Below are 19,186 nucleotides of genomic sequence, written 5' to 3' on the forward strand. Positions count from 1 at the left end.
GAACGAGCGCATGCGCACGCTGATGCGCCTGGAGTTTCTGTTCAAGCAGGCCACGCGCGGCCTCTCCGGCGAGGCCAAAGAAGACAGCCGTACCGTCATCGACGCGATGATGGACATCTTGGAGATCGTCGGGCGCAGCGACCTCAAGACCGAGTTCATCAAGGAGCTCGACCGCCAACGCGCCGCACTCACCGCCCTCGCGGCGAGCCCGGCGGTGGACACGCAGTTGCTGGAGGGGATCCTCGAGGCGCTGGAGCGGCTGAGCGCGCGCTTCGTCGGCGACACGGCCCCCCTCGGCGACCCCTTGCGCCGGCACGAACTCCTGAACTTGATCCGCCAGCGCAGCGGCGTGCCGGGCGGCACCTGCGAGTTCGACCTACCGGGTTACCACTACTGGCTGCACCGTCCTGCCGAACAGCGGCGCGCGGACCTCGCCGCATGGCTTGCACACCTCGGCACGCTGCGCGAGGCGGTCGGGCTGATCCTGAAGCTGGTGCGGGAAAGCGCGGTACCGAGCAGGGTGATCGCCGAAGGCGGGGTGTATCAGCGCAGCCTGGATGCCAACGAGCCTTATCAACTGGTGCGTGTCGCGGTCCCCGCCGAGTGTCCGTACTATCCTGACATAAGCGGCGGCAAGCACCGCTTCACCGTGCGCTTCATGCTGCCGCGCCAGCACGAGCGACCCGTGCAGGCCGGCGAGGACGTTCCCTTCATGCTCAGTTGTTGCGCCTTATGACCCGCACCGTTACCTGTCCGACCTGCGGACGCCAAGCGCCGTGGGCGCCCGAGAACCGCTGGCGGCCGTTCTGCAGCGAACGCTGCAAGCTGATCGATCTCGGCCAATGGGCCGACGAGTCACACCGCATCGCCGGCGAACCCGCCCCGCCCGAGCTGGTCGAGCAGGCGCGCGGGCGCCGCGACGACGACGATGGCTGAGGTCACTCCGTCACGCGCGGCCGTATCGTAGGGCGCAATAAGCCGCAGCGCATTGCGCCTACGGCCTCACGGCCTCCCTCGCCCCCCAGCCCGTCGCACAACCCTCAACCCGCCGACAACAACGCCGGACGCGGCGGGTCAAAGGCCAGCGCCGCGCGCACCGCATCCGCCGGACGCGGATCGCTCCACAGCGCGGTCACCACCGCGATGCCCTGCGCACCGTAGCGATGCGCCTCGGCGACGTCGGCGGGATACATGCCGCCGAGCGCGTACACCGGGATCGCCACCCGATCGCTCAGCTCCCGCAGCCGCTCGAGACCCAGGGTGGGCGCACCGGGGTGGCTCGGCGTCGGCTTGATGGGCGAAAGCACCGCGAAGTCCGCGCCGATGGCCTCCGCGTGCTGCAGCTCCGCAAGATCGTGGCAGGAGGCGCCCACCCACTGCTCGCCCCCCAGCGGCCGTGACGACAGGCTCATCAGGCGCTCGCTGTTGAGGTGCACGCCGGCCGCGCCGAGCTCGCGCGCCTGCTCGGGCGTGCCGTTGACGATCAGCGCCGCGCCGTAGCGGCGACACAGGGTCACGGCGGCGCGCGCGCGCCGCTCCCAGTCGCGCGACGCCAGCCCCGGCTGACGATACTGGATGAGCCGCACCCCGGCCTGCAACAGGCGCTCCAGGCGGCGCAGGAACGGACCGTCGCCCTCGGCCGTGCCGGTGATCAGGTACAGCGACGGCAGGCGCACCGCGGTGGTGATGGTAGCGTTGGCCGCCGGGAAGCGGTAGCGCTCCAACTCGGCGGGCGAGACCCACGCCACCGGCTGTCCTTCGCGTCCGTGCGGCACGCCCGAGAAACGTGTCACGCACCAGGCGTCCAGCAGCACCGTGCGGTCGCTATAGGCGTGCAGCACGCGCAGCAGCGGGCGCGCCTGCTCCACGTGGATGCCGACCTCCTCCTCCAGCTCGCGCGCCAGCGCGTCGGCGAAGGACTCGCCATCCTCGACCTTGCCGCCCGGGAACTCCCAATAGCCCGGATAGGGCTTGCCGGGCGGGCGCTGCGCGATCAATACCTCGCCGCGGGCATTGAAAACGGCGCCGGCGGCGACGTGCAGGAGGTCAGGTGCGGTATTCGGCATTGATACGGACGTAATCGTAGGAGAAGTCGCAGGTCCAGACGGTGGCGCGGGCGGCGCCGCGGGCGAGATTCACGCGCACGGTGATGTCCTCGCGCGCCATCACGCGCGCGCCGTCGCGCTCCTGGTAGTCGGCCGCCCGTCCGCCCTGGCGCACGATGCACACCTCGTCGAGGTGGATGGTGACCGCATCGAGGTCGAGCTCGGCGACCCCGGCGCGGCCGACGCAGGCCAGGATGCGCCCCCAGTTCGGGTCGCTGGCGAAGAACGCGGTCTTCACCAGCGGCGAGTGGGCGATGGTGTAGGCCACTGCCAGGCACTCCGCCTCGTCGCGTCCGCCCTCCACGGCGACGCTGATGAACTTGGTGGCGCCCTCGCCGTCGCGCACGATGCTCTGCGCAAGATCGACACAGACCTCGGTAATCGCGCGCTGTAGGAGGTCGAGGCGCGCATCGTCGGGGGCGACGATAGGCGCGCCGCCGGCCTGTCCGGTGGCAAGCAGCACGCAGGCGTCGTTGGTGGAGGTGTCGCCGTCCACGGTGATGCGATTGAACGAGGCGTTCACCGCGCGCGCGAGGCAGCCCTGCAGCAGCGCAGGGGCGACGGGCGCATCGGTGGCGATGAAGGCGAGCATGGTCGCCATGTCCGGGCGAATCATGCCGGCGCCCTTGGCGATGCCGGTGACGGTCACGGTGCGCCCGTCCAGGTCCAGGGTGCGCGAGGCGCCCTTGGGCAGCGTGTCGGTGGTCATGATGCCGCTCGCCGCTTCGACCCAGCCGTCGGGGCGCAGTGCCCCGAGGGCCTGCGGCAGGGCCGCCACCAAACGATCGGTCGGCAGCGGCTCGCCGATCACGCCGGTGGAGAACGGCAGCACCGCTTCGGCCGACACCTCGGCCAAGCCCGCCAGGGCCTCGCAGCACCGGCGCGCGGCGGCGAGTCCGGGCGCGCCGGTGCCGGCATTGGCGTTGCCGGTGTTGACGAGCAGGTAGCGCGGCGCGGCTGCGCCGAGGTGCTCCCGCGCCACCACCACCGGGGCCGCGCAGAAGGCGTTACGGGTGAACACGGCGGCGCAGGCGCTGCCCTCCTCCACCTCGAGCACCACCAGATCGCGCCGCCCGGAGCCGGCCTGCTTGATGCCCGCGGAGGCCGTGCCTAAGCGTACGCCCGCCACCGGCGCCAGCGCCGGCAAAGGCCCCAAACCCACCGCCATGCCTGTTCTCCTTCTTAGCGGCCTGCAACCAAGAGGGGCGCGGAGGCCACGCGCCGTACCGCCCGACGTGACCTTCGTGCCCCTCGGTGGAGGATGTATTGAACGGCGCCGCGCGTTAGGCCAGGCGCCCGTGGCACTGCTTGTATTTCTTGCCCGAGCCACAAGGACACGGCTCGTTGCGGCCGACCTTGGGCTGCTCGCGCACGAAGGTGCCGGCGCGGTCGCCCTCGCCGCCGTTGGCGTCGCCCGCCATGGCGGCCGCCGGCGCGTGCTGGAAGCTCATCGCGGGCGCAGCGCGGCGGCGCTGCTCCTCGACCGCCTCCACGTCCTCCGGCGCCTTCACCTGCACGCGGGTGACGATGGCCACCACTTCATGCTTGATGCGCTCGAGCAGGCGCGTGAACAGCTCGAAGGACTCGCGCTTGAACTCCTGTTTGGGGTTCTTTTGCGCATAGCCGCGCAGGTGGATGCCCTGGCGGAGGTGGTCCATGGCCGCCAGGTGCTCCTTCCACTGCTGATCGAGCACCTGCAGCATGACCGCCTTCTCGAAGTGACGCATCACCTTCTCGCCGACCTGCGCCTCCTTCTCGGCATAGACGCGCTCGGCCTCCTGCAGGATGCGTGCGCGCAGCCCTTCTTCGGCCAGGTCGTCGTCCGCGTCCAGCCAGCCCTGGATGTCGAGCTTGAGGCCGAACTCGCGCTCCAGCGCCTCGACCAGTCCCGGCACGTCCCACATCTCATCCATGCTCTCGGGCGGGATGTAGGTACTGATCAGCGACTGGAACACGTCGTAGCGGATGTTGCGGATAGTCTCCGCAATGTCCTCGGCGGCCAGCAGTTCGTTGCGCTGCTCGTAAATGACCTTGCGTTGATCGTTGGCGACGTCGTCGTACTCGAGCAACTGCTTGCGGATGTCGAAGTTGTGCCCCTCGACCTTGCGCTGCGCGTTCTCGATGGCCTTGCTCACCCACGGGTGCTCGATGGCCTCGCCTTCCTGCATGCCCAGGCGCTGCATCAGCGCGGTCACGCGGTCGGAGGCGAAGATACGCATCAGGTTGTCTTTCAAGGACACGTAGAACCGGCTGGAGCCGGGGTCGCCCTGGCGGCCGGCGCGGCCGCGCAACTGGTTGTCGACGCGCCGGGATTCGTGACGCTCCGTGCCGATGATATGCAGGCCGCCCGCCTCCAGCACCTTGGCCTGGCGCTCGCGCCAATCGGCGCGGATACGTTCGACCGTCTGCGGATCCGGGTCCTCGAGCTTGGCGAGTTCCGCATCCAGGCTGCCCCCGAGCACGATGTCGGTGCCGCGGCCGGCCATGTTGGTGGCGATGGTCACCGCCTGCGGACGCCCGGCCTGCGCAACGATGTCCGCCTCGCGCTCGTGTTGCTTGGCGTTCAGCACCTCGTGCTTGATGCCCGCCTTCTTGAGCATGCGCGAAAGGTACTCGGACACCTCGATGGAGGTGGTGCCCACCAGTACCGGCTGGCCCCGCCCGTGAGAGTCCTTGATGTCCTCGATCACCGCGGCGAACTTCTCCTCGGGGGTGAGGTACACCAAGTCACCGAGGTCCTGCCGCAACATCGGCTTGTTGGTCGGAATGACCACCACTTCGAGGCCGTAGATCTGCTGAAACTCGAAGGCCTCGGTGTCGGCCGTGCCGGTCATGCCGGACAGCTTCTCGTACAGGCGGAAGTAGTTCTGGAAGGTGATCGACGCCAGCGTCTGGTTCTCGTGCTGGATCGGCAGGCCTTCCTTGGCCTCGATGGCCTGGTGCAGGCCCTCCGACCAACGTCGCCCGGCCATGGTGCGGCCGGTGAACTCGTCCACGATGACGATCTGCCGTTCCTTGACGATGTAGTGCACGTCTTTCTGGAACAGCGCGTGGGCGCGCAGCGCGGCGTTGATGTGGTGCATGAGCTGGATATTGGCCGCGTCGTAGAGGCTCTGGCCTTCACCGAGCAGACCCGCCTCGCCCAGCAGCTCTTCGACGTGCTCGTGCCCCTCTTCGGTGAGGTACACCTGGCGCGCCTTCTCGTCCACGCTGTAATCGCCGGGCCCGTCCTCTTCCTCCTGGCGCGTGAGGCGTGGGACCAGCGCATTGATGCGCGTGTACATCTCGGCGCTGTCGTCGGCGGGGCCCGAGATGATCAGCGGTGTGCGCGCCTCGTCGATCAGGATGGAGTCCACCTCGTCGACGATGGCGAAGTGCAGCGGGCGCTGCACCTTGTCCTGCAGACTGAACGCCATGTTGTCGCGCAGGTAGTCGAAGCCGAACTCGTTGTTGGTGCCGTAGGTAATGTCGGCGTGATACGCGGCGCGCTTTTCCTCCGGCATCATGCCGGCCACCGCGACCCCCGTTTCCATGCCGAGGAAGCCGTACAGCTTGCCCATCCATTCGGCGTCGCGGCGCGCCAGGTAATCGTTGACCGTGATGACGTGCACGCCCTTGCCGGGCAGCGCGTTCAGATAGGCCGAAAGGGTCGCGACCAGGGTCTTACCCTCACCGGTGCGCATCTCGGCGATCTTGCCTTGATGCAGCACCATGCCGCCGATGAGCTGGACGTCGTAGTGGCGCATGCCGAGCACGCGTTTGCCCGCCTCGCGCACGGCGGCGAAGGCCTCCGGCAGCAGACTGTCGAGGCTGGCCCCATCCTTGAGACGGGCGCGAAACTCCTCCGTTTTCGCGCGCAGGGCCTCATCGGACAAGGCCTCGAACTGCGGCTCGAAGGCGTTGATCTGCTCGACCGCCCGACTGAGCCGCTTGACGGTGCGTTCGTTGCGGCTGCCGAACATGCGATTGAGGAGTTTCGTAACCATTCTCCATCCGAATTCCGGGCGCTAGAGCGGATGCGGCGGGCGCGCGTACGCCGCCTGCCGTGCTGCGCCGTGAAGGGGCGAACCCCTAAAGGGATACGATGATAGCGCAATGTGGGCCCCAAGTGGACCGCCGCCACCGGCGGCGCGGCTTGGGACAGCGAGAAGCGGGAATGGCGAGGTATGAAGCAGAGGGGCCTTGGCCTGTCCGGGTCATCATGCCGCGACGGCGGCGGCGCACCCGTTCTTATCTCCGATCCCTAAGGCGCGTAGTCTCGTGACTATGCCCAGGATCGACAGCCTGGATTGCATCGGCCGCGCGCCACCCGCGGCGCAGATGCAGGGCGGGCAGGCTTCTAGCGCGAGGCCCGCACGTACTGGATGGGGTTCACCACTTTGCCGTCGCGCAGCACCTCGAGGTGGACGTGCGGCCCGGTGGAGCGGCCGGTCGAGCCCAAGAGGGCAATTACCTGCCCGCGCTTCACGGTCTCACCCACCTCCACCAGGATTTCCTTGTGGTGCGCATAGCGGGTCACGTAGCCGTTGCCGTGATTGATCTCCACCAGCTTGCCATAGCCGCCGCGGCGGCCGGCGAAGGTCACCACGCCCGAGCCCAACGCGACCACGTCGGAGCCCTCCTTGCCGGCGAAGTCCACGCCGTTGTGGTAGACGCGCCGCCCGGAGAAGGGATCGGTACGTGTGCCGTAGCTCGAGGACATCCACCCGCTGGTGATCGGGCGCCCCGCCGGCAGCACCTCGGCCATCAGGTTGCGGTTCATGATCAGGTTCTCGAGCACGCCGAGTTGGACACTGCGGTCTTCGATCTGCAGCGCCAGGTCATCGAGCATCTTCATGAAATCATGCGGAGGGATTGCTTCGGCGATGGTGCTTTCGGGGCCGCCGATGCCCGGCGGATTCTCGAAATCGAACTCACCGCCGTCGAGTTGCGCCGCCTGGGTCAAATGATGCCCGAGCGCGTCCAGGCGAATGACGTGGGCCTGCATCTGTCCGAGCCGGCGGGCCAGGGCGTTGACGTTCTCCTGCGCGACGCGCCGAACCTCTTCGACTTGCGCGCGCTGCTCGGCCAGTTCGGCATGCAGCGCGGCGGCGACTTGCTCGGGGCTTAGCTCGGCCCGGTTGGCACCCCAGTGGTACCCCGCATACAGGGCCAACAGCGGCATAAGGCCGAAGATCGCCAGCGCGAGCGCGGCAGCGGTGAATCCGTTCAGTGTGAGGCGATTCGCAGCATCCATGCGATTTTTTCTTAGTAGAATGACGTCCATCAATAACGTCCTTTAGTGTTATAGACGACTCATCGGCCTCGTGCCGGGTTAATTGAGCCGTATCGCATTCTGGAGGCTTGTCCTTGGGTCGTTCCCCTAAGCCTGTCGGTCGCTGGCTGGGTCAGCTTGAACCCCGCGCCCGAGCGTTACTGCTGGAAAGTCGTCGCCTGGCGGCGATCCAGGCCGCTATCGCCGGCCCCCTCGGTCCGGCGGCGGCGCACTGCCGCGTGGGCTGCGTGCGCGACGGCACGTTGATCCTGTACACCGACTCCCCGGCCTGGGCGGCACGCCTGCGCTACTGTGCGCCGGCGGTGCTCGCGCGGCTGCACACGGGGGGCGAGCCTACCGTCGCCCAGGTCCGCGTGAAAGTGCGCCCCGCGGCTACCGAGACGCCGACCCAGCGCGCGACCCTGTCGGAGCGCGCGGCACAAATACTGCTCGATGCCTCGAACGGCCTGCCGCCTGCGCTGGGCGACGCCTTGCGCCGCCTGGCGCGGCGCGCCCCCCGCTCGCGCTGAGGGCCCGGAGGCCGCGCGGCTTCAGGCCGGCACGGGCCGGATGAAGGAGACTGGCGCGGTGGCCTCGTCCTCGAAGGTCACCAACTCCCACGCATCCTCCTGCGCCAGCAGTGTGCGCAGCAGGCGGTTGTTCAGGGCGTGACCCGACTTACTACCGCTGAAGGCGCCGATCAAGCTGTAGCCCAGCAGGTACAAGTCGCCGATGGCGTCCAGAATCTTGTGCTTGACGAACTCGTCCTCGTAGCGGAGGCCGTCTTCGTTAAGGATACGGAAGTCATCCACCACCACCGCATTGTCGAGGCTGCCGCCGAGGGCGAGGTTGTTGGCGCGCAACACCTCGATCTGGCTCATGAAGCCGAATGTGCGGGCGCGCGCGATCTCGCGCACGAAAGAGGTGGCGGAGAAGTCGATCTCGGCGGTCTGGCGACGACCCTCGAACGCCGGATGCTTGAAATCGATGTTGAAGGAGACCTTGAACCCGTCGAAGGGCTCGAAGCGCACCCAGCGATCACCGTCCTCGACGACCACGGGCGCCTTGATGCGCAGGAACTTCTTGGCCACCGGCTGCTCTTCGATGCCGGCGGACTGAATCAGGAACACAAACGGACCCGCGCTGCCGTCCATAATGGGGACTTCGGCCGCGCTGAGGTCGACGTAAGCGTTGTCGATGCCGAGACCGGCCATGGCGGAGAGCAGGTGCTCCACGGTGGACACGCGCACGTCACCCTTCACCAGGGTGGTCGACAAGGTGGTCTCACCGACGTTCTCTGGCTTGGCCGGGATCTCCACGGGCTCGGGCAGATCCACCCGACGGAAGATGATGCCCGTGTTGGGCGGTGCGGGGCGCAACGTCAGATACACCTTGTCGCCGGTGTGCAAACCGACCCCGGTGGCCCTGATAACGTTCTTGAGGGTGCGTTGGCAAATCATTCTTTTCTTTGGTCCACTCGCTATGCACGGCCCGCCGGCCTGCTCACCGGCGATGTTATCACCAGCAGGCGGCGCTGCCTAGTCGACCGCCCAGCGGCACGCGTGCGCTGGGCCACACTTCGGCCCAGCGCTCCCGCGCGGCATACCACGTCCCTGCGTTACCCGAGCGGCGGGCGCCTTGCGATGGCGCCCGACCCTCAGTCTGCCTGACGGCGCAGGAACGCCGGAATGTCCAGATAGTCCATTCCGCCTTCTGCCGCCGACGCGTGGCGGTCGTTGGCCTGCTTACGCATCACCGCCGGACGATCCAACTTATTGTAATCGACCTCGCCGCTCGCGTTCTTCACCACCAGCTTCGGCTTGTCGACGCTCTGCGCCGGGGCGCCCAGCCCGGTGGCCACCACCGTCACACGCAACTCGCCGCTCATCTCGGGATCGATCACCGTGCCGACCACCACGTTGGCGTTATCGGAAGCGAAGCCTTTGACGGTGTTGCCCACCTCTTCGAACTCGCCGATCGACATGTCCAGGCCCGCGGTGACGTTGACCAGGATGCCGCGTGCGCCGGTGAGATTGACGTCCTCCAGCAGCGGACTGGCGATGGCGGCCTCGGCGGCCTGCCGCGCACGATCCTCGCCTACCGCGCAGCCGGTGCCCATCATGGCCATGCCCATCTCGGACATCACGGTGCGCACGTCGGCGAAGTCGACGTTGATCAGACCCGGGCGGGTGATCAACTCGGCGATGCCCTGCACCGCGCCGTTCAGCACGTTGTTGGCCTCCTTGAAGGCGTCCAGCAGCGTGGCGCCCTTGCCGAGCACGGTCAGCAGCTTCTCGTTGGGAATGGTGATCAACGAGTCGACGTGCTGCTTCAACTCGGCCATGCCCGCCATGGCGGTGTCCATGCGCTTCTTACCCTCGAAGGGGAAGGGCTTGGTGACCACCGCAACCGTCAGGATGCCCATCTCCTTGGCGATCTGCGCCACCACCGGCGCGGCGCCGGTGCCGGTGCCGCCGCCCATGCCGGCCGTGATGAACACCATGTCCGCCCCCTGCAGGGTCTCCGCGATGCACTCGCGGTCCTCCAGCGCGGCCTGCCGGCCGAGTTCCGGATCGGTACCGGCCCCGAGACCCTTGGTGATGGTCGTGCCCAATTGCAACACGGTGCGGGCGGTGCAGTTGCGCAGCGCCTGGGCATCGGTGTTGGCGCAGATGAAATCCACCCCCTCGATGTCCTGCTCCACCATGTACTGCACGGCGTTGCCGCCGCCCCCGCCGACGCCGATCACCTTGATGACGGCTGTCTGGCTATAGGAGTCCATTAGTTCGAACATTGTGTGCCTCCTCGTGATGCCTTTTATGTGATTAGCTCTTGATTTTGCGGATCAATTCAGCCGCGACCGAACCGCCCGCACCGTGCACCGGACGCACCCGGTGCCGACTGCCTCTTGTTAGCCATCGCGCCTCCTTCAGAAGTTGCCCTGGAACCAGCCCTTCATGCGGTGCCAGACCCCCTGGCCGCGCAGCATGTCGCTGCCGCGCGGTCGGCGCTGGCTGTTGTGGGCGATGAGCAACAGCCCCACGCCCGTGCTGTAGATCGGGTTGCGCACCACGTCGGTCAGCCCCGCCACGTCCTGGGGCAGCCCGAGGCGCACCGGCATGTGGAAGATCTCCTCGGCGAGCTCCGGCACGCCCTCCATCTTGGCGCTGCCGCCGGTCAATACGACGCCGGCGGCGCACAGGTCCTCGTAGCCGCAGCGGCGCAGCTCGGCCTGGATCAGCGTGAACAGCTCCTCGTAGCGCGGCTCCACCACCTCGGCCAGGGTCTGGCGCTTGAGCCGGCGCGCGGGCCGGTCGCCGACGCTCGGCACCTCGATGGTCTCCTCGGGGCTGGCGAGCTGGGTGAGCGCGCAGGCGTACTTGACCTTGATCTCCTCGGCACATTGGGTGGGCGTGCGCAAGGCCACCGCGATGTCGTTGGTGACCTGGTCGCCGGCGATGGGGATGACGGCGGTGTGGCGGATCGAGCCCTCGGTGTACACCGCGATGTCGGTGGTACCGCCGCCGATGTCGACCAGACACACGCCGAGCTCCTTCTCGTCGTCGGTCAGCACGGCGTGCGAGGAGGCGAGCTGCTCGAGCACGATGTCGTCCACCTCCAGGCCGCAGCGGCGCACGCACTTGACGATGTTCTGGGCCGCGCTCACCGCGCCGGTGACGATGTGCACCTTGGCCTCGAGGCGCACGCCCGACATACCGACCGGTTCCCGAATCCCTTCCTGGGTGTCGATCACGAATTCCTGCGGCAGGATGTGGAGGATCTTCTGGTCGGCCGGGATGGCCACCGCGCGCGCCGCGTCGATTACCCGCTCCACGTCGCTGCCGGTCACCTCCTTGTCGCGGATCGCCACGATGCCGTGCGAATTGAGGCTGCGCACATGGCTGCCGGCGATGCCGGCGTATACGGAGTGGATCTGGCAGCCGGCCATCAGTTCGGCCTCCTCCACGGCGCGCTGGATGGACTGGACGGTGGACTCGATGTTGACCACCACACCCTTCTTCATGCCGCGCGAGGGATGCGACCCGATTCCGATGATCTCGACACCGTCGTGGGCCATCTCGCCCACGATCGCCACCACTTTCGAGGTGCCGATATCGAGCCCGACGATCAGGTTCTTCTCGGATTTTTTAGACACGTACCACTCCTCCCTCGGGCGACTCTCGGGTCGCCCATCCGGACGCCGCGGCGCCATTCCACTGCACGGCAAAGCCATTGGTGTAACGTAAATCGATGCGCCGAATGTCGCTCTCGCGCGTGGCGAGCACCTGCGGATACACCCGCACGAAGCGCATCAGGCGCGGGTAATGCGCATCGCGCCCCAGCACCAGTTCGATGCCGTTGCTGAGTTGCAGCGACCAGGCGCGGCGTGCGTCGGCCGACAGGCGTACCACCTGCAGGTCGAGCGGCGCGAGCGCGGCCGACAGCCCGTCGAACTGCGCCGCCAGCATCCGGTGGTAACCCGTCGGTCCCTCGAACAGCGGCAGACCCTCGGGCCAGGTCTCCTCGGCCGGTTCGAACAACCGCCCTTCGCGGCTCACCAGTCCGCCCGCCGCCCAGCGCGCCAGCGCCTCGCGCTCGACCACATGCACCGCCAGCGTGTCCGGCCACACGCGGCGCACCGCCGCCTCCCGGACCCAAGGCAACGCGAGCAGATCGCGCTGCACCTGATCGACATCCACCCGGAAGAATCCACCGCTGTGGCGCCCCACCACCTCGCGCAACTCCACCTCCGTCACGTGGGCGAGCGCCCCCTCCACCCGCACGCGCTCGATGGGCAGCACCGAGCTCTGCTGCAGCCAGTAGGCGCCCGCCGCCGCCACGGCGGTGCCGAGCGCCAACCAGGCGATCAGCAACGAGCGACGCAGGCGCGCGGTGCGCTCAACCATCCGCTCCCTCCTGCCCCGCGCGAGCCGCGAAACTGGTGTCGAGCACCGCGCGCACCAGGGCCGGAAAATCCATGCCCGCCGCGCGCGCCGCCATCGGCACCAGGCTGTGATCGGTCATGCCGGGGACCGTGTTCGCCTCGATCAGCCAGGGTCGGCCGTCCTCGGAGACCATCAGGTCCACGCGTCCCCAGCCGCCGGCGCCGATGGCCTCGAAGGCCGCCAGCGCAAGCGCCTGGAAGGCGCGCTCGGTCTCGGCATCCAGCCCGCAAGGGCAGTGGTAACGCGTGGTGTTTGCTTGGTACTTCGCCTCGTAGTCGTAGAAGGCGTGCGGCGTCTCCAGGCGGATCATCGGCAACGCGCGCGTGCCCAGCACCGCCACGGTGTATTCGGCGCCGGTGATCCACTGCTCCGCCATCACCACCCGGTCGTAGCGCGCGGCCTCGCGGTACGCCGCGGCCAGCCCGCCGGCTTCGGTCACCTTGCTCATGCCGACGCTCGAACCCTCGTGGGCGGGCTTGACCATCAGCGGCAGTCCCAGCTCGCGCTCCACCGCCGCGAAGTCGCTGTCGGGGCGCAACTGCACGTAGCGCGGCGTGGGCAACCCCGCGCCGATGAACACCTGCTTGCTGCGCAGCTTGTCCATGCCGAGCGCCGAGCCGAGCACGCCGCTGCCGGTGTAGGGCAGCCCCAGCACCTCCAGCGCGCCCTGCATCACGCCGTCCTCGCCGCCGCGCCCGTGCAGCGCGATAAAGGCGCGGTCGAAGCCGCCGCGGGCGAGTTCGTCGAGCACGCCCGGGCCGACGTCGATACCCACCGCATCGATACCCTGCCCCTGCAGGGCCGCCAGTACCGCGGCGCCGCTCTTGAGCGAGACGGCGCGCTCGGCCGAGCGGCCGCCCATCAGCACCGCCACGCGTCCGTAATCCTGCGCGGAACGTTCGCTGCTCATCGCCCCTCCTCGGCCGCCACGCCCACGATGCGCACCTCGCGCACCAGGGTCACGCCATGCACCTCGGCCACCTTCGCCGCCACCCGTTCGATCAGGCGCTCGATGTCCGCCGCGCAGGCCTCGCCCGCGTGCACGATGAAGTTCGCGTGTTTCTCCGACACCCAGGCGCCCCCCTCGCGCAGGCCCTTTAGCCCGGCGGTCTCGATCAGCCGCGCCGCGTGGTCGCCGGGCGGATTGCGAAACACCGATCCGGCGTTGGGCTGGCTGGTCGGCTGCGTGGCGTTGCGCCGCGCGAGCAGTGCCTTGGTGCGCGCGCGTGCATCCTCGTCGGCGGGCGGCAGGCACAGGTGCGCCGCCACGAAGCACTCGCCCGCCACCGGCGGCTGCACGTCGCGGTAGCCGATGCGGTATTGGGCCGGGGTACGAAGGTGCCGCTCACCGCGCGGCCCCAGCGTCTCCACCGCCGCCACCAGCGACCAGGTCTCCCCGCCGAAGGCGCCGGCGTTCATGGCCAGGGCACCGCCCATGGTGCCGGGGATGCCGCCGAGGAACTCGGCACCGCCGAGACCCTCGCGTGCCGCGAGGCGCGCCACCTTGGCGCAGGGCACGCCCGCCTCGGCGCGCAGCGTGCCGTCCGCCTGGCGCGCGAGCCCGTTCAGCACCCCGCTGGTGCACACCACCGTGCCGCGCAGGCCGCCGTCGCGCACCAGCAGGTTGCTGCCGAGGCCCAGCCAGAACACCGGCTCGCCCGCGGGCAGTTCCGACAGGAACAGCGCCAGATCGTCGATATCGGCCGGCAGGTAGAAGCGGTCGGCCGGACCGCCGACGCGCCACGAGGTGTGGCGCGCGAGCGGCTCGTCATGCAACAGGCGCCCGCGCAGGTCGTCCACTCGCGGCAGCGCGTTCATGGCGCACCTCCGGTGAGCTTGCCGGGCAACTGCGCGGCGATGGCGCCGATGTCACCCGCCCCGAGCGTGAGCAGCACGTCGCCCTCGCGCAGCACGCCGAGCAGGGTCTGCGGCAGGTCGCCCGCCCGTGGCACGAACACCGGATCCACCTTGCCGCGCGCCCGGATGGCGCGCGCCAGTGTGCGCCCGTCGGCGACCGGAATGGGCGCCTCGCCCGCGGCGTAGACGTCCACCAGCAACAGCACGTCGGGGGTGGACAGCACCGCCGTGAAGTCCTCGAACAGATCGCGGGTGCGGGTGTAGCGGTGCGGCTGGAAGGCCAAGACCAGGCGCCGATCGGGCCAGCCGGCGCGCACCGCCGCGAGGGTCGCGGCGATTTCGGTGGGGTGGTGACCGTAGTCGTCGACGTACAGCACGCGCCCCGCGGGCGTGTCCAGTTCGCCGTACACCTGAAAACGGCGCCCAATGCCCTGGAAACCGGCGAGCGCGCGCTGCACATCGGCATCGGCCACGCCAAGCTCGTGCGCCACGGCGATGGAGGCGAGCGCGTTCAGCACGTTGTGCCGCCCCGGCAGGTTGAGCGCGATGTCGAGCGCGGCCGAGCCGTCGCTGCGCCGCGCGCGGAAGTAGGTGCGCGCGCCCTCCTGGCGCACGTCCTCGGCGAGCCAGTCCGCCTCGCCGTTGAAACCGTAGGTCAGCACCGGGCGCGAGACCTCGGGGATCATGGCGCGCACCACGGCGTTGTCGGTACACAGCACCGCCAAGCCGTAGAACGGCAGGTGGTGCAGGAACTCGACAAAGGTCTGGCGCAGGCGCCCGAAGTCGCCGCCGTAGGTCGCCATGTGGTCGGCGTCGATGTTGGTGACCACCGCGGTCATGGGCTGCAGATAGAGGAATGAGGCGTCGCTCTCGTCCGCCTCGGCGACCAGGTAACGGCTCGCGCCCAGGCGCGCATGGGTGCCGGCGCTGATCAGGCGTCCGCCGATCACGAAGGTCGGGTCCAGGCCCCCTTCGGCCAGCACGCTGGCGATCAGGCTGGTGGTGGTGGTCTTGCCGTGGGTGCCCGCTACCGCGATGCCGTGGCGAAAGCGCATCAGCTCGGCCAGCATCTCGGCGCGCGGCACCACGGGGATGCGCTGCTCGCGCGCGGCGACCACTTCGGGGTTGTCCGCCCCCACCGCGCTCGAGATCACCACCGCGTCGGCCTCGGCCACGTGCGCGGCGTCGTGACCGCGCACCACCCGCGCGCCGAGCGACTGCAGGCGGCGGGTGACGGCGTTCTCGCCCAGATCGGAACCGGACACGGCGTAGCCGAGGTTGAGCAGCACCTCGGCGATGCCGCCCATCCCCGCGCCGCCGATACCGACCAGATGAATACGGCGCACGCGCCCCATGCCGGGGGTCGCATCGTGCACCATGGCGCCGTGGACTTCAGGCATGCGCCACCTCCAAGCAATGTTGAACGACGCGCGCGGTGGCATCCGGCAGGGCGCGCGCACGCGCCGCCTCGGCCATCGCGAGCAGGCGGGTGCGCCCTGCCTCGCCGGCGTACTCGCGCAGCAGCGCGGCCACGCGCTCGCCGTCCAGCGCGTCCTGTGGAATCAGCACCCCGGCGCCCTGCGCCACCAGATAGGCGGCATTGCGGGTCTGGTGGTCGTCCACTGCGTGGGGATACGGCACCAGCGCGCTCGCGACCCCCGCCGCCGCCAGTTCGGCGACGGTGAGCGCGCCCGCCCGGCACAACACGAGGTCGGCCCAGCCGTAGGCGGCGGCCATGTCGTCGATGAAGGGCGCCAGGGTGAGGCCCGCGGTGGGGGCGGCCTGCTCGCCCACGGTCAGCGCGTGCGCGGCGTAGGCGCGCTGCGCGTCGGCCAGGTTGGCGGCACCGGCCTGATGCCACACCAGCGGGCGTTCTGCGGCCGCGAGGCCGGCGAGCGCGCCGGCTACCGCCTCGTTCAAGGCCCGCGCGCCGAGGCTGCCGCCCAACACCAGCAGGCGCAGCGGTCCGCGGCGCGCCCCGTAGCGCTGCGCCGGCGCGGGCAGCGCGGCGATATCCGCGCGGACCGGATTGCCGGTGTGGACCGCCCCCACGCGCGCCGCGAAGCTGCCCGGGAAACCTTCCAGCACGCGCGCGGCGTGACGCGCCAACAGGCCGTTGGTCATGCCGGTCACGGCGTTTTGCTCATGAATCACCAGCGGGCGGCGCAGCATCCGCGCCGCAAGCCCGCCCGGGCCGGCCGCGAAGCCGCCCATGCCGAGCACCACCGCCGGGCGCACGCGCCGCATGATGTTCAAGGCTTGCGCCACCGCGACGGAGATCCGCCAGGGGGCCAGCGCCCAGCCGAGCAGCCCGTTGCCGCGCAGACCGCGCACGCTGATCGCGTGCAGCGGAAAACCGGCCGCGGGCACCAGCGTCCCCTCCATGCGGGTTTCGGTGCCCATCCACTCCACCTCGTCGCCGCGCGCGCGCAACGCCTCGGCCACCGCCAAGGCGGGAAACACGTGCCCGCCGGTGCCGCCGGCCATGATGAGCACCTTCATGCGCGGGTCTCCTCGCCATGGCGCGCCTCGTACTCCACGCGCAGCAACAACGCGAGGGCGACCAGCGTGACCACCATGCTGGAGCCGCCATAGCTCATCAGCGGCAGCGTGAGGCCCTTGGTGGGCAGCACGCCCATGCTCACGCCGAGGTTGATGAACGCCTGCAGCCCGATCCACAACGCCAGCCCGTAGGCGAGGTAAGCGCCGAACGCCATCTGCGCGCGCTCGGCCAAGCGCGCGATGACCAGCGCGCGCCAGATCAGCAGCGCGAACAGCGTCACCACCACCAAGCCGCCGATCAGGCCCAGTTCCTCGGCCAGCACCGCGAACAGGAAATCCGTGTGCGCCTCCGGTAGATAAAACAGTTTCTGGATGCCGCTGCCGAGTCCGACCCCGAACCACTCCCCCCGCCCGAAGGCGATCAGCGCCTGGGTGAGCTGGAAGCCGCTGTTAAAGGGGTCGGCCCAGGGGTCCATGAAGCTGGTCAGGCGGCCGAGGCGATACGGGGAGGTGATCGCCAGCGCGGCCAGCGCCGCGCCCAGGGCGAGCAGCAGTGCGCCGAAGTGCAGCAGGCGCGCGCCGGCCAGGAACAGCACCCCCAGCGCGGTCACCAGCATCACCGCCGCGGCGCCGAAGTCGGGCTGCATCAGCAACAGCAGGCTGAGCACCCCGAGCAGCGCCAAGGGCTTCAGTACCCCGCCCCAAGTGGTGCGCGCCGCCTCGCCATGGCGCACCAGGTAGCCGGCCAGGTAGATCACCGCGAACAGCTTGACCGGCTCGGAGACCTGCACGTTGAACACGCCGAGGCGCAGCCAGCGCACGCTGCCGTTCACCTCGTGGCCCACGCCCGGGATCAGCACCACCACCAAAAGGCCGAACGCCGCCACGACCAGCCAGGGCGAGGCCGCCGCCCAGGAGCGCAGCGGCACCCGCAACACGCTGAAGGCCAGCGCCAAGCCGAGCAGCACGTACAGACCCTGGCGCCAGAAGTAATAGAGAGGATCGGCGGCCTGACGTTCGGCGATGGTGACCGAGGCCGAGGCGACCATTACCAGCCCCAACGCGAGCAGCGCGACGGTCGCCAGCGGCAGGCGCAGGTCCACCGGCAGCAGCGGCCGGCGCACGGTACCCGGCGGCAGCGGCGTGGCGCCTTGCACCGGCGCCGTCATGGCAGCAGCCTCCGCACCGCGGCAGTGAACACGTCACCGCGGTGCTCGTAACCCTTGAACATGTCGAAGCTCGCGCAGGCGGGCGAGAGCAGCACCGCGTCACCCGCCGCGGCCAGGCGCGCCGCCTCGGCCACCGCCGCCGCCATATCGCCCGCGGTCACGGTCGGCACCACGCCCGCCAGCGCGGCCTCGATCAGCGGTGCGTCGCGTCCGATCAGCACCACGGCGCGCGCGCGCCGCCACCGGCTCGCGCAGCGGCGTGAAATCGGCGCCCTTGCCGTCGCCGCCCAGGATCAACACCACCTTCTCGCCGGGCACGCCCTGCAAGGCCGCCAAGGTGGCGCCCACGTTGGTGCCCTTGGAGTCGTTGTACCAGGTGACCCCGGCGTGTTCGGCGACGCGCTGGCTGCGATGCGCGAGGCCCTGGAAGCGGCGCAAGGTCGCGCACATGGCGTCCGGCGGCAGGCCCACCGCCTCACCGAGGGCCAGCGCCGCGAGGGCATTGGCCCGGTTGTGCAGGCCCGCCATTGCCACGGCGGCGGCGGGCAGCAGCGGGGTGCGGCCCCGCGCGAGCCAAGCCTCGCCCTGGTGCTCGATGACGCCGTAGCCCCGGTCCCCGCGCGGCGTGCCGAGCGAGAACCAGCGGCAGTTGCGGCCCGCCGGCGCCATGGCGGCCACGCGCGGATCGTCGGCGTTCAGCACGCACACCCCGCTACCCTGCAACACCCGCGCCTTGGCGGCGGCGTACGCCTCGACATCGGCGTAGCGGTCCATGTGGTCGGGCGAGACGTTGAGCACGGTGGCCGCCGCGGCATTCAGCGTGCGGGTGGTCTCGAGCTGGAAGCTGGACAGCTCGAGCAGGTAGAAGTCGGGCGCCGCGCCCCCCAGCAGGTCCAGCGCCGGCGTGCCGAGGTTGCCGCCCACGCGCACCTCGCGCCCGGCGGCGCACATCATCTCGCCCACCAGCGTGGTGACCGTGCTCTTACCGTTGGAGCCGGTCACCGCCACCACCGGCGCGTCCGCGTACTGGGCGAACAGTTCGATATCGCCCAGCACCGGCAAGCCGCGCTGCACGGCCTGGGCGAGCAGCGGCTCGCTGAGGGCGACGCCGGGGCTCACCACCAGCTGCTCGGCATGCGCGAAGGCCGCCGGCTCGAAGCCGCCGAGGAACAGGGCCACGTCGGGCAATTCCTCGCGCAGCGCCTCCAGACCGGGCGGGGCGACACGCGAATCGGTGACCGCCACCGGCACGCCGCGCGCGGCCAGGAAGCGCGCACAGGACAGCCCCGTCTTGCCGAGGCCGACGACGAGCGTCTTGGGTGCGTGCTTGCGTTGGTCGATGGCTGCGTTCAT

The 19,186-nt window shown here is 69.7% G+C and carries 16 protein-coding genes and 1 pseudogene; 3 read left to right on the forward strand and 14 right to left on the reverse strand.

Going from position 1 to position 19,186, the window contains the following annotated elements; all coding sequences use genetic code 11:
• The first annotated feature begins 10 nt into the window (after positions 1-10).
• Together zapD and HUS23_04035 are read left to right on the forward strand one after the other, a co-directional pair.
• Complete coding sequence (zapD, locus tag HUS23_04030; protein ID QKT04962.1) at positions 11-736, forward strand: cell division protein ZapD; 726 nt, start codon at positions 11-13, stop codon at positions 734-736.
• Complete coding sequence (locus tag HUS23_04035) at positions 733-936, forward strand: DNA gyrase inhibitor YacG (protein QKT03034.1); 204 nt, start codon at positions 733-735, stop codon at positions 934-936. Before zapD ends, HUS23_04035 begins: the two co-directional genes overlap by 4 nt.
• A gap of 104 nt (positions 937-1,040) precedes the next feature.
• Here the strand turns inward: HUS23_04035 and HUS23_04040 are convergent, their stop codons facing one another.
• The 4 genes from HUS23_04040 to HUS23_04055 form a co-directional block, all read right to left on the reverse strand.
• Positions 1,041-2,066 (reverse strand): Nudix family hydrolase, encoded by a 1,026-nt coding sequence (locus HUS23_04040; protein ID QKT03035.1) that lies wholly within the window; start codon positions 2,064-2,066, stop codon positions 1,041-1,043.
• Positions 2,047-3,273 (reverse strand): bifunctional glutamate N-acetyltransferase/amino-acid acetyltransferase ArgJ, encoded by a 1,227-nt coding sequence (gene argJ / locus HUS23_04045; protein ID QKT03036.1) that lies wholly within the window; start codon positions 3,271-3,273, stop codon positions 2,047-2,049. The genes HUS23_04040 and argJ overlap by 20 nt, the downstream gene beginning before the upstream one ends.
• Positions 3,274-3,388: 115 nt before the next feature.
• Positions 3,389-6,091 carry a preprotein translocase subunit SecA gene (gene secA, locus HUS23_04050; GenBank protein ID QKT03037.1) on the reverse strand — a complete coding sequence of 901 codons (2,703 nt, stop codon included), beginning with the start codon at positions 6,089-6,091 and terminating at the stop codon, positions 3,389-3,391.
• A gap of 353 nt (positions 6,092-6,444) precedes the next feature.
• Complete coding sequence (locus tag HUS23_04055; GenBank protein ID QKT03038.1) at positions 6,445-7,371, reverse strand: M23 family metallopeptidase; 927 nt, start codon at positions 7,369-7,371, stop codon at positions 6,445-6,447.
• A gap of 83 nt (positions 7,372-7,454) precedes the next feature.
• On the opposite strand from HUS23_04055, the gene HUS23_04060 reads away from it, so the two are divergent.
• Positions 7,455-7,889, forward strand: coding sequence for a DUF721 domain-containing protein (locus tag HUS23_04060; GenBank protein QKT03039.1), 435 nt, complete (start codon positions 7,455-7,457; stop codon positions 7,887-7,889).
• A 21-nt stretch (positions 7,890-7,910) separates the two neighbouring features.
• On the opposite strand, the gene HUS23_04065 is transcribed toward HUS23_04060, so the two are convergent.
• The 10 genes and pseudogenes from HUS23_04065 to HUS23_04110 all read right to left on the reverse strand — a co-directional run bounded on the left by HUS23_04065 (position 7,911) and on the right by HUS23_04110 (position 19,186).
• The gene (locus tag HUS23_04065; GenBank protein ID QKT03040.1) at positions 7,911-8,819 is read right to left on the reverse strand and encodes a UDP-3-O-acyl-N-acetylglucosamine deacetylase; all 909 of its coding nucleotides are present in this window, start codon (positions 8,817-8,819) and stop codon (positions 7,911-7,913) included.
• Between the two features lie 197 nt (positions 8,820-9,016).
• Positions 9,017-10,153 carry a cell division protein FtsZ gene (ftsZ, locus tag HUS23_04070; GenBank protein ID QKT03041.1) on the reverse strand — a complete coding sequence of 379 codons (1,137 nt, stop codon included), beginning with the start codon at positions 10,151-10,153 and terminating at the stop codon, positions 9,017-9,019.
• Between the two features lie 135 nt (positions 10,154-10,288).
• Positions 10,289-11,515, reverse strand: coding sequence for a cell division protein FtsA (gene ftsA, locus HUS23_04075; GenBank protein QKT03042.1), 1,227 nt, complete (start codon positions 11,513-11,515; stop codon positions 10,289-10,291).
• Positions 11,508-12,266, reverse strand: coding sequence for a cell division protein FtsQ/DivIB (locus HUS23_04080; protein QKT03043.1), 759 nt, complete (start codon positions 12,264-12,266; stop codon positions 11,508-11,510). The genes ftsA and HUS23_04080 overlap by 8 nt, the downstream gene beginning before the upstream one ends.
• On the reverse strand, positions 12,259-13,215 hold the full coding sequence (locus HUS23_04085; protein QKT03044.1) for a D-alanine--D-alanine ligase: 957 nt from the start codon (positions 13,213-13,215) through the stop codon (positions 12,259-12,261). Before HUS23_04085 ends, HUS23_04080 begins: the two co-directional genes overlap by 8 nt.
• Positions 13,212-14,123, reverse strand: coding sequence for a UDP-N-acetylmuramate dehydrogenase (murB, locus tag HUS23_04090; GenBank protein ID QKT03045.1), 912 nt, complete (start codon positions 14,121-14,123; stop codon positions 13,212-13,214). Before murB ends, HUS23_04085 begins: the two co-directional genes overlap by 4 nt.
• Complete coding sequence (gene murC, locus HUS23_04095; protein QKT03046.1) at positions 14,120-15,562, reverse strand: UDP-N-acetylmuramate--L-alanine ligase; 1,443 nt, start codon at positions 15,560-15,562, stop codon at positions 14,120-14,122. The genes murB and murC overlap by 4 nt, the downstream gene beginning before the upstream one ends.
• On the reverse strand, positions 15,555-16,664 hold the full coding sequence (gene murG / locus HUS23_04100; protein QKT03047.1) for an undecaprenyldiphospho-muramoylpentapeptide beta-N-acetylglucosaminyltransferase: 1,110 nt from the start codon (positions 16,662-16,664) through the stop codon (positions 15,555-15,557). The genes murC and murG overlap by 8 nt, the downstream gene beginning before the upstream one ends.
• Positions 16,661-17,833, reverse strand: coding sequence for a putative lipid II flippase FtsW (gene ftsW, locus HUS23_04105; GenBank protein ID QKT03048.1), 1,173 nt, complete (start codon positions 17,831-17,833; stop codon positions 16,661-16,663). The genes murG and ftsW overlap by 4 nt, the downstream gene beginning before the upstream one ends.
• Positions 17,830-19,186, reverse strand: a pseudogene (locus HUS23_04110) (UDP-N-acetylmuramoyl-L-alanine--D-glutamate ligase). The gene ftsW and the pseudogene HUS23_04110 overlap by 4 nt, the downstream one beginning before the upstream one ends.

Source organism: Ectothiorhodospiraceae bacterium 2226 (assembly GCA_013348725.1).
Lineage (GTDB): Bacteria > Pseudomonadota > Gammaproteobacteria.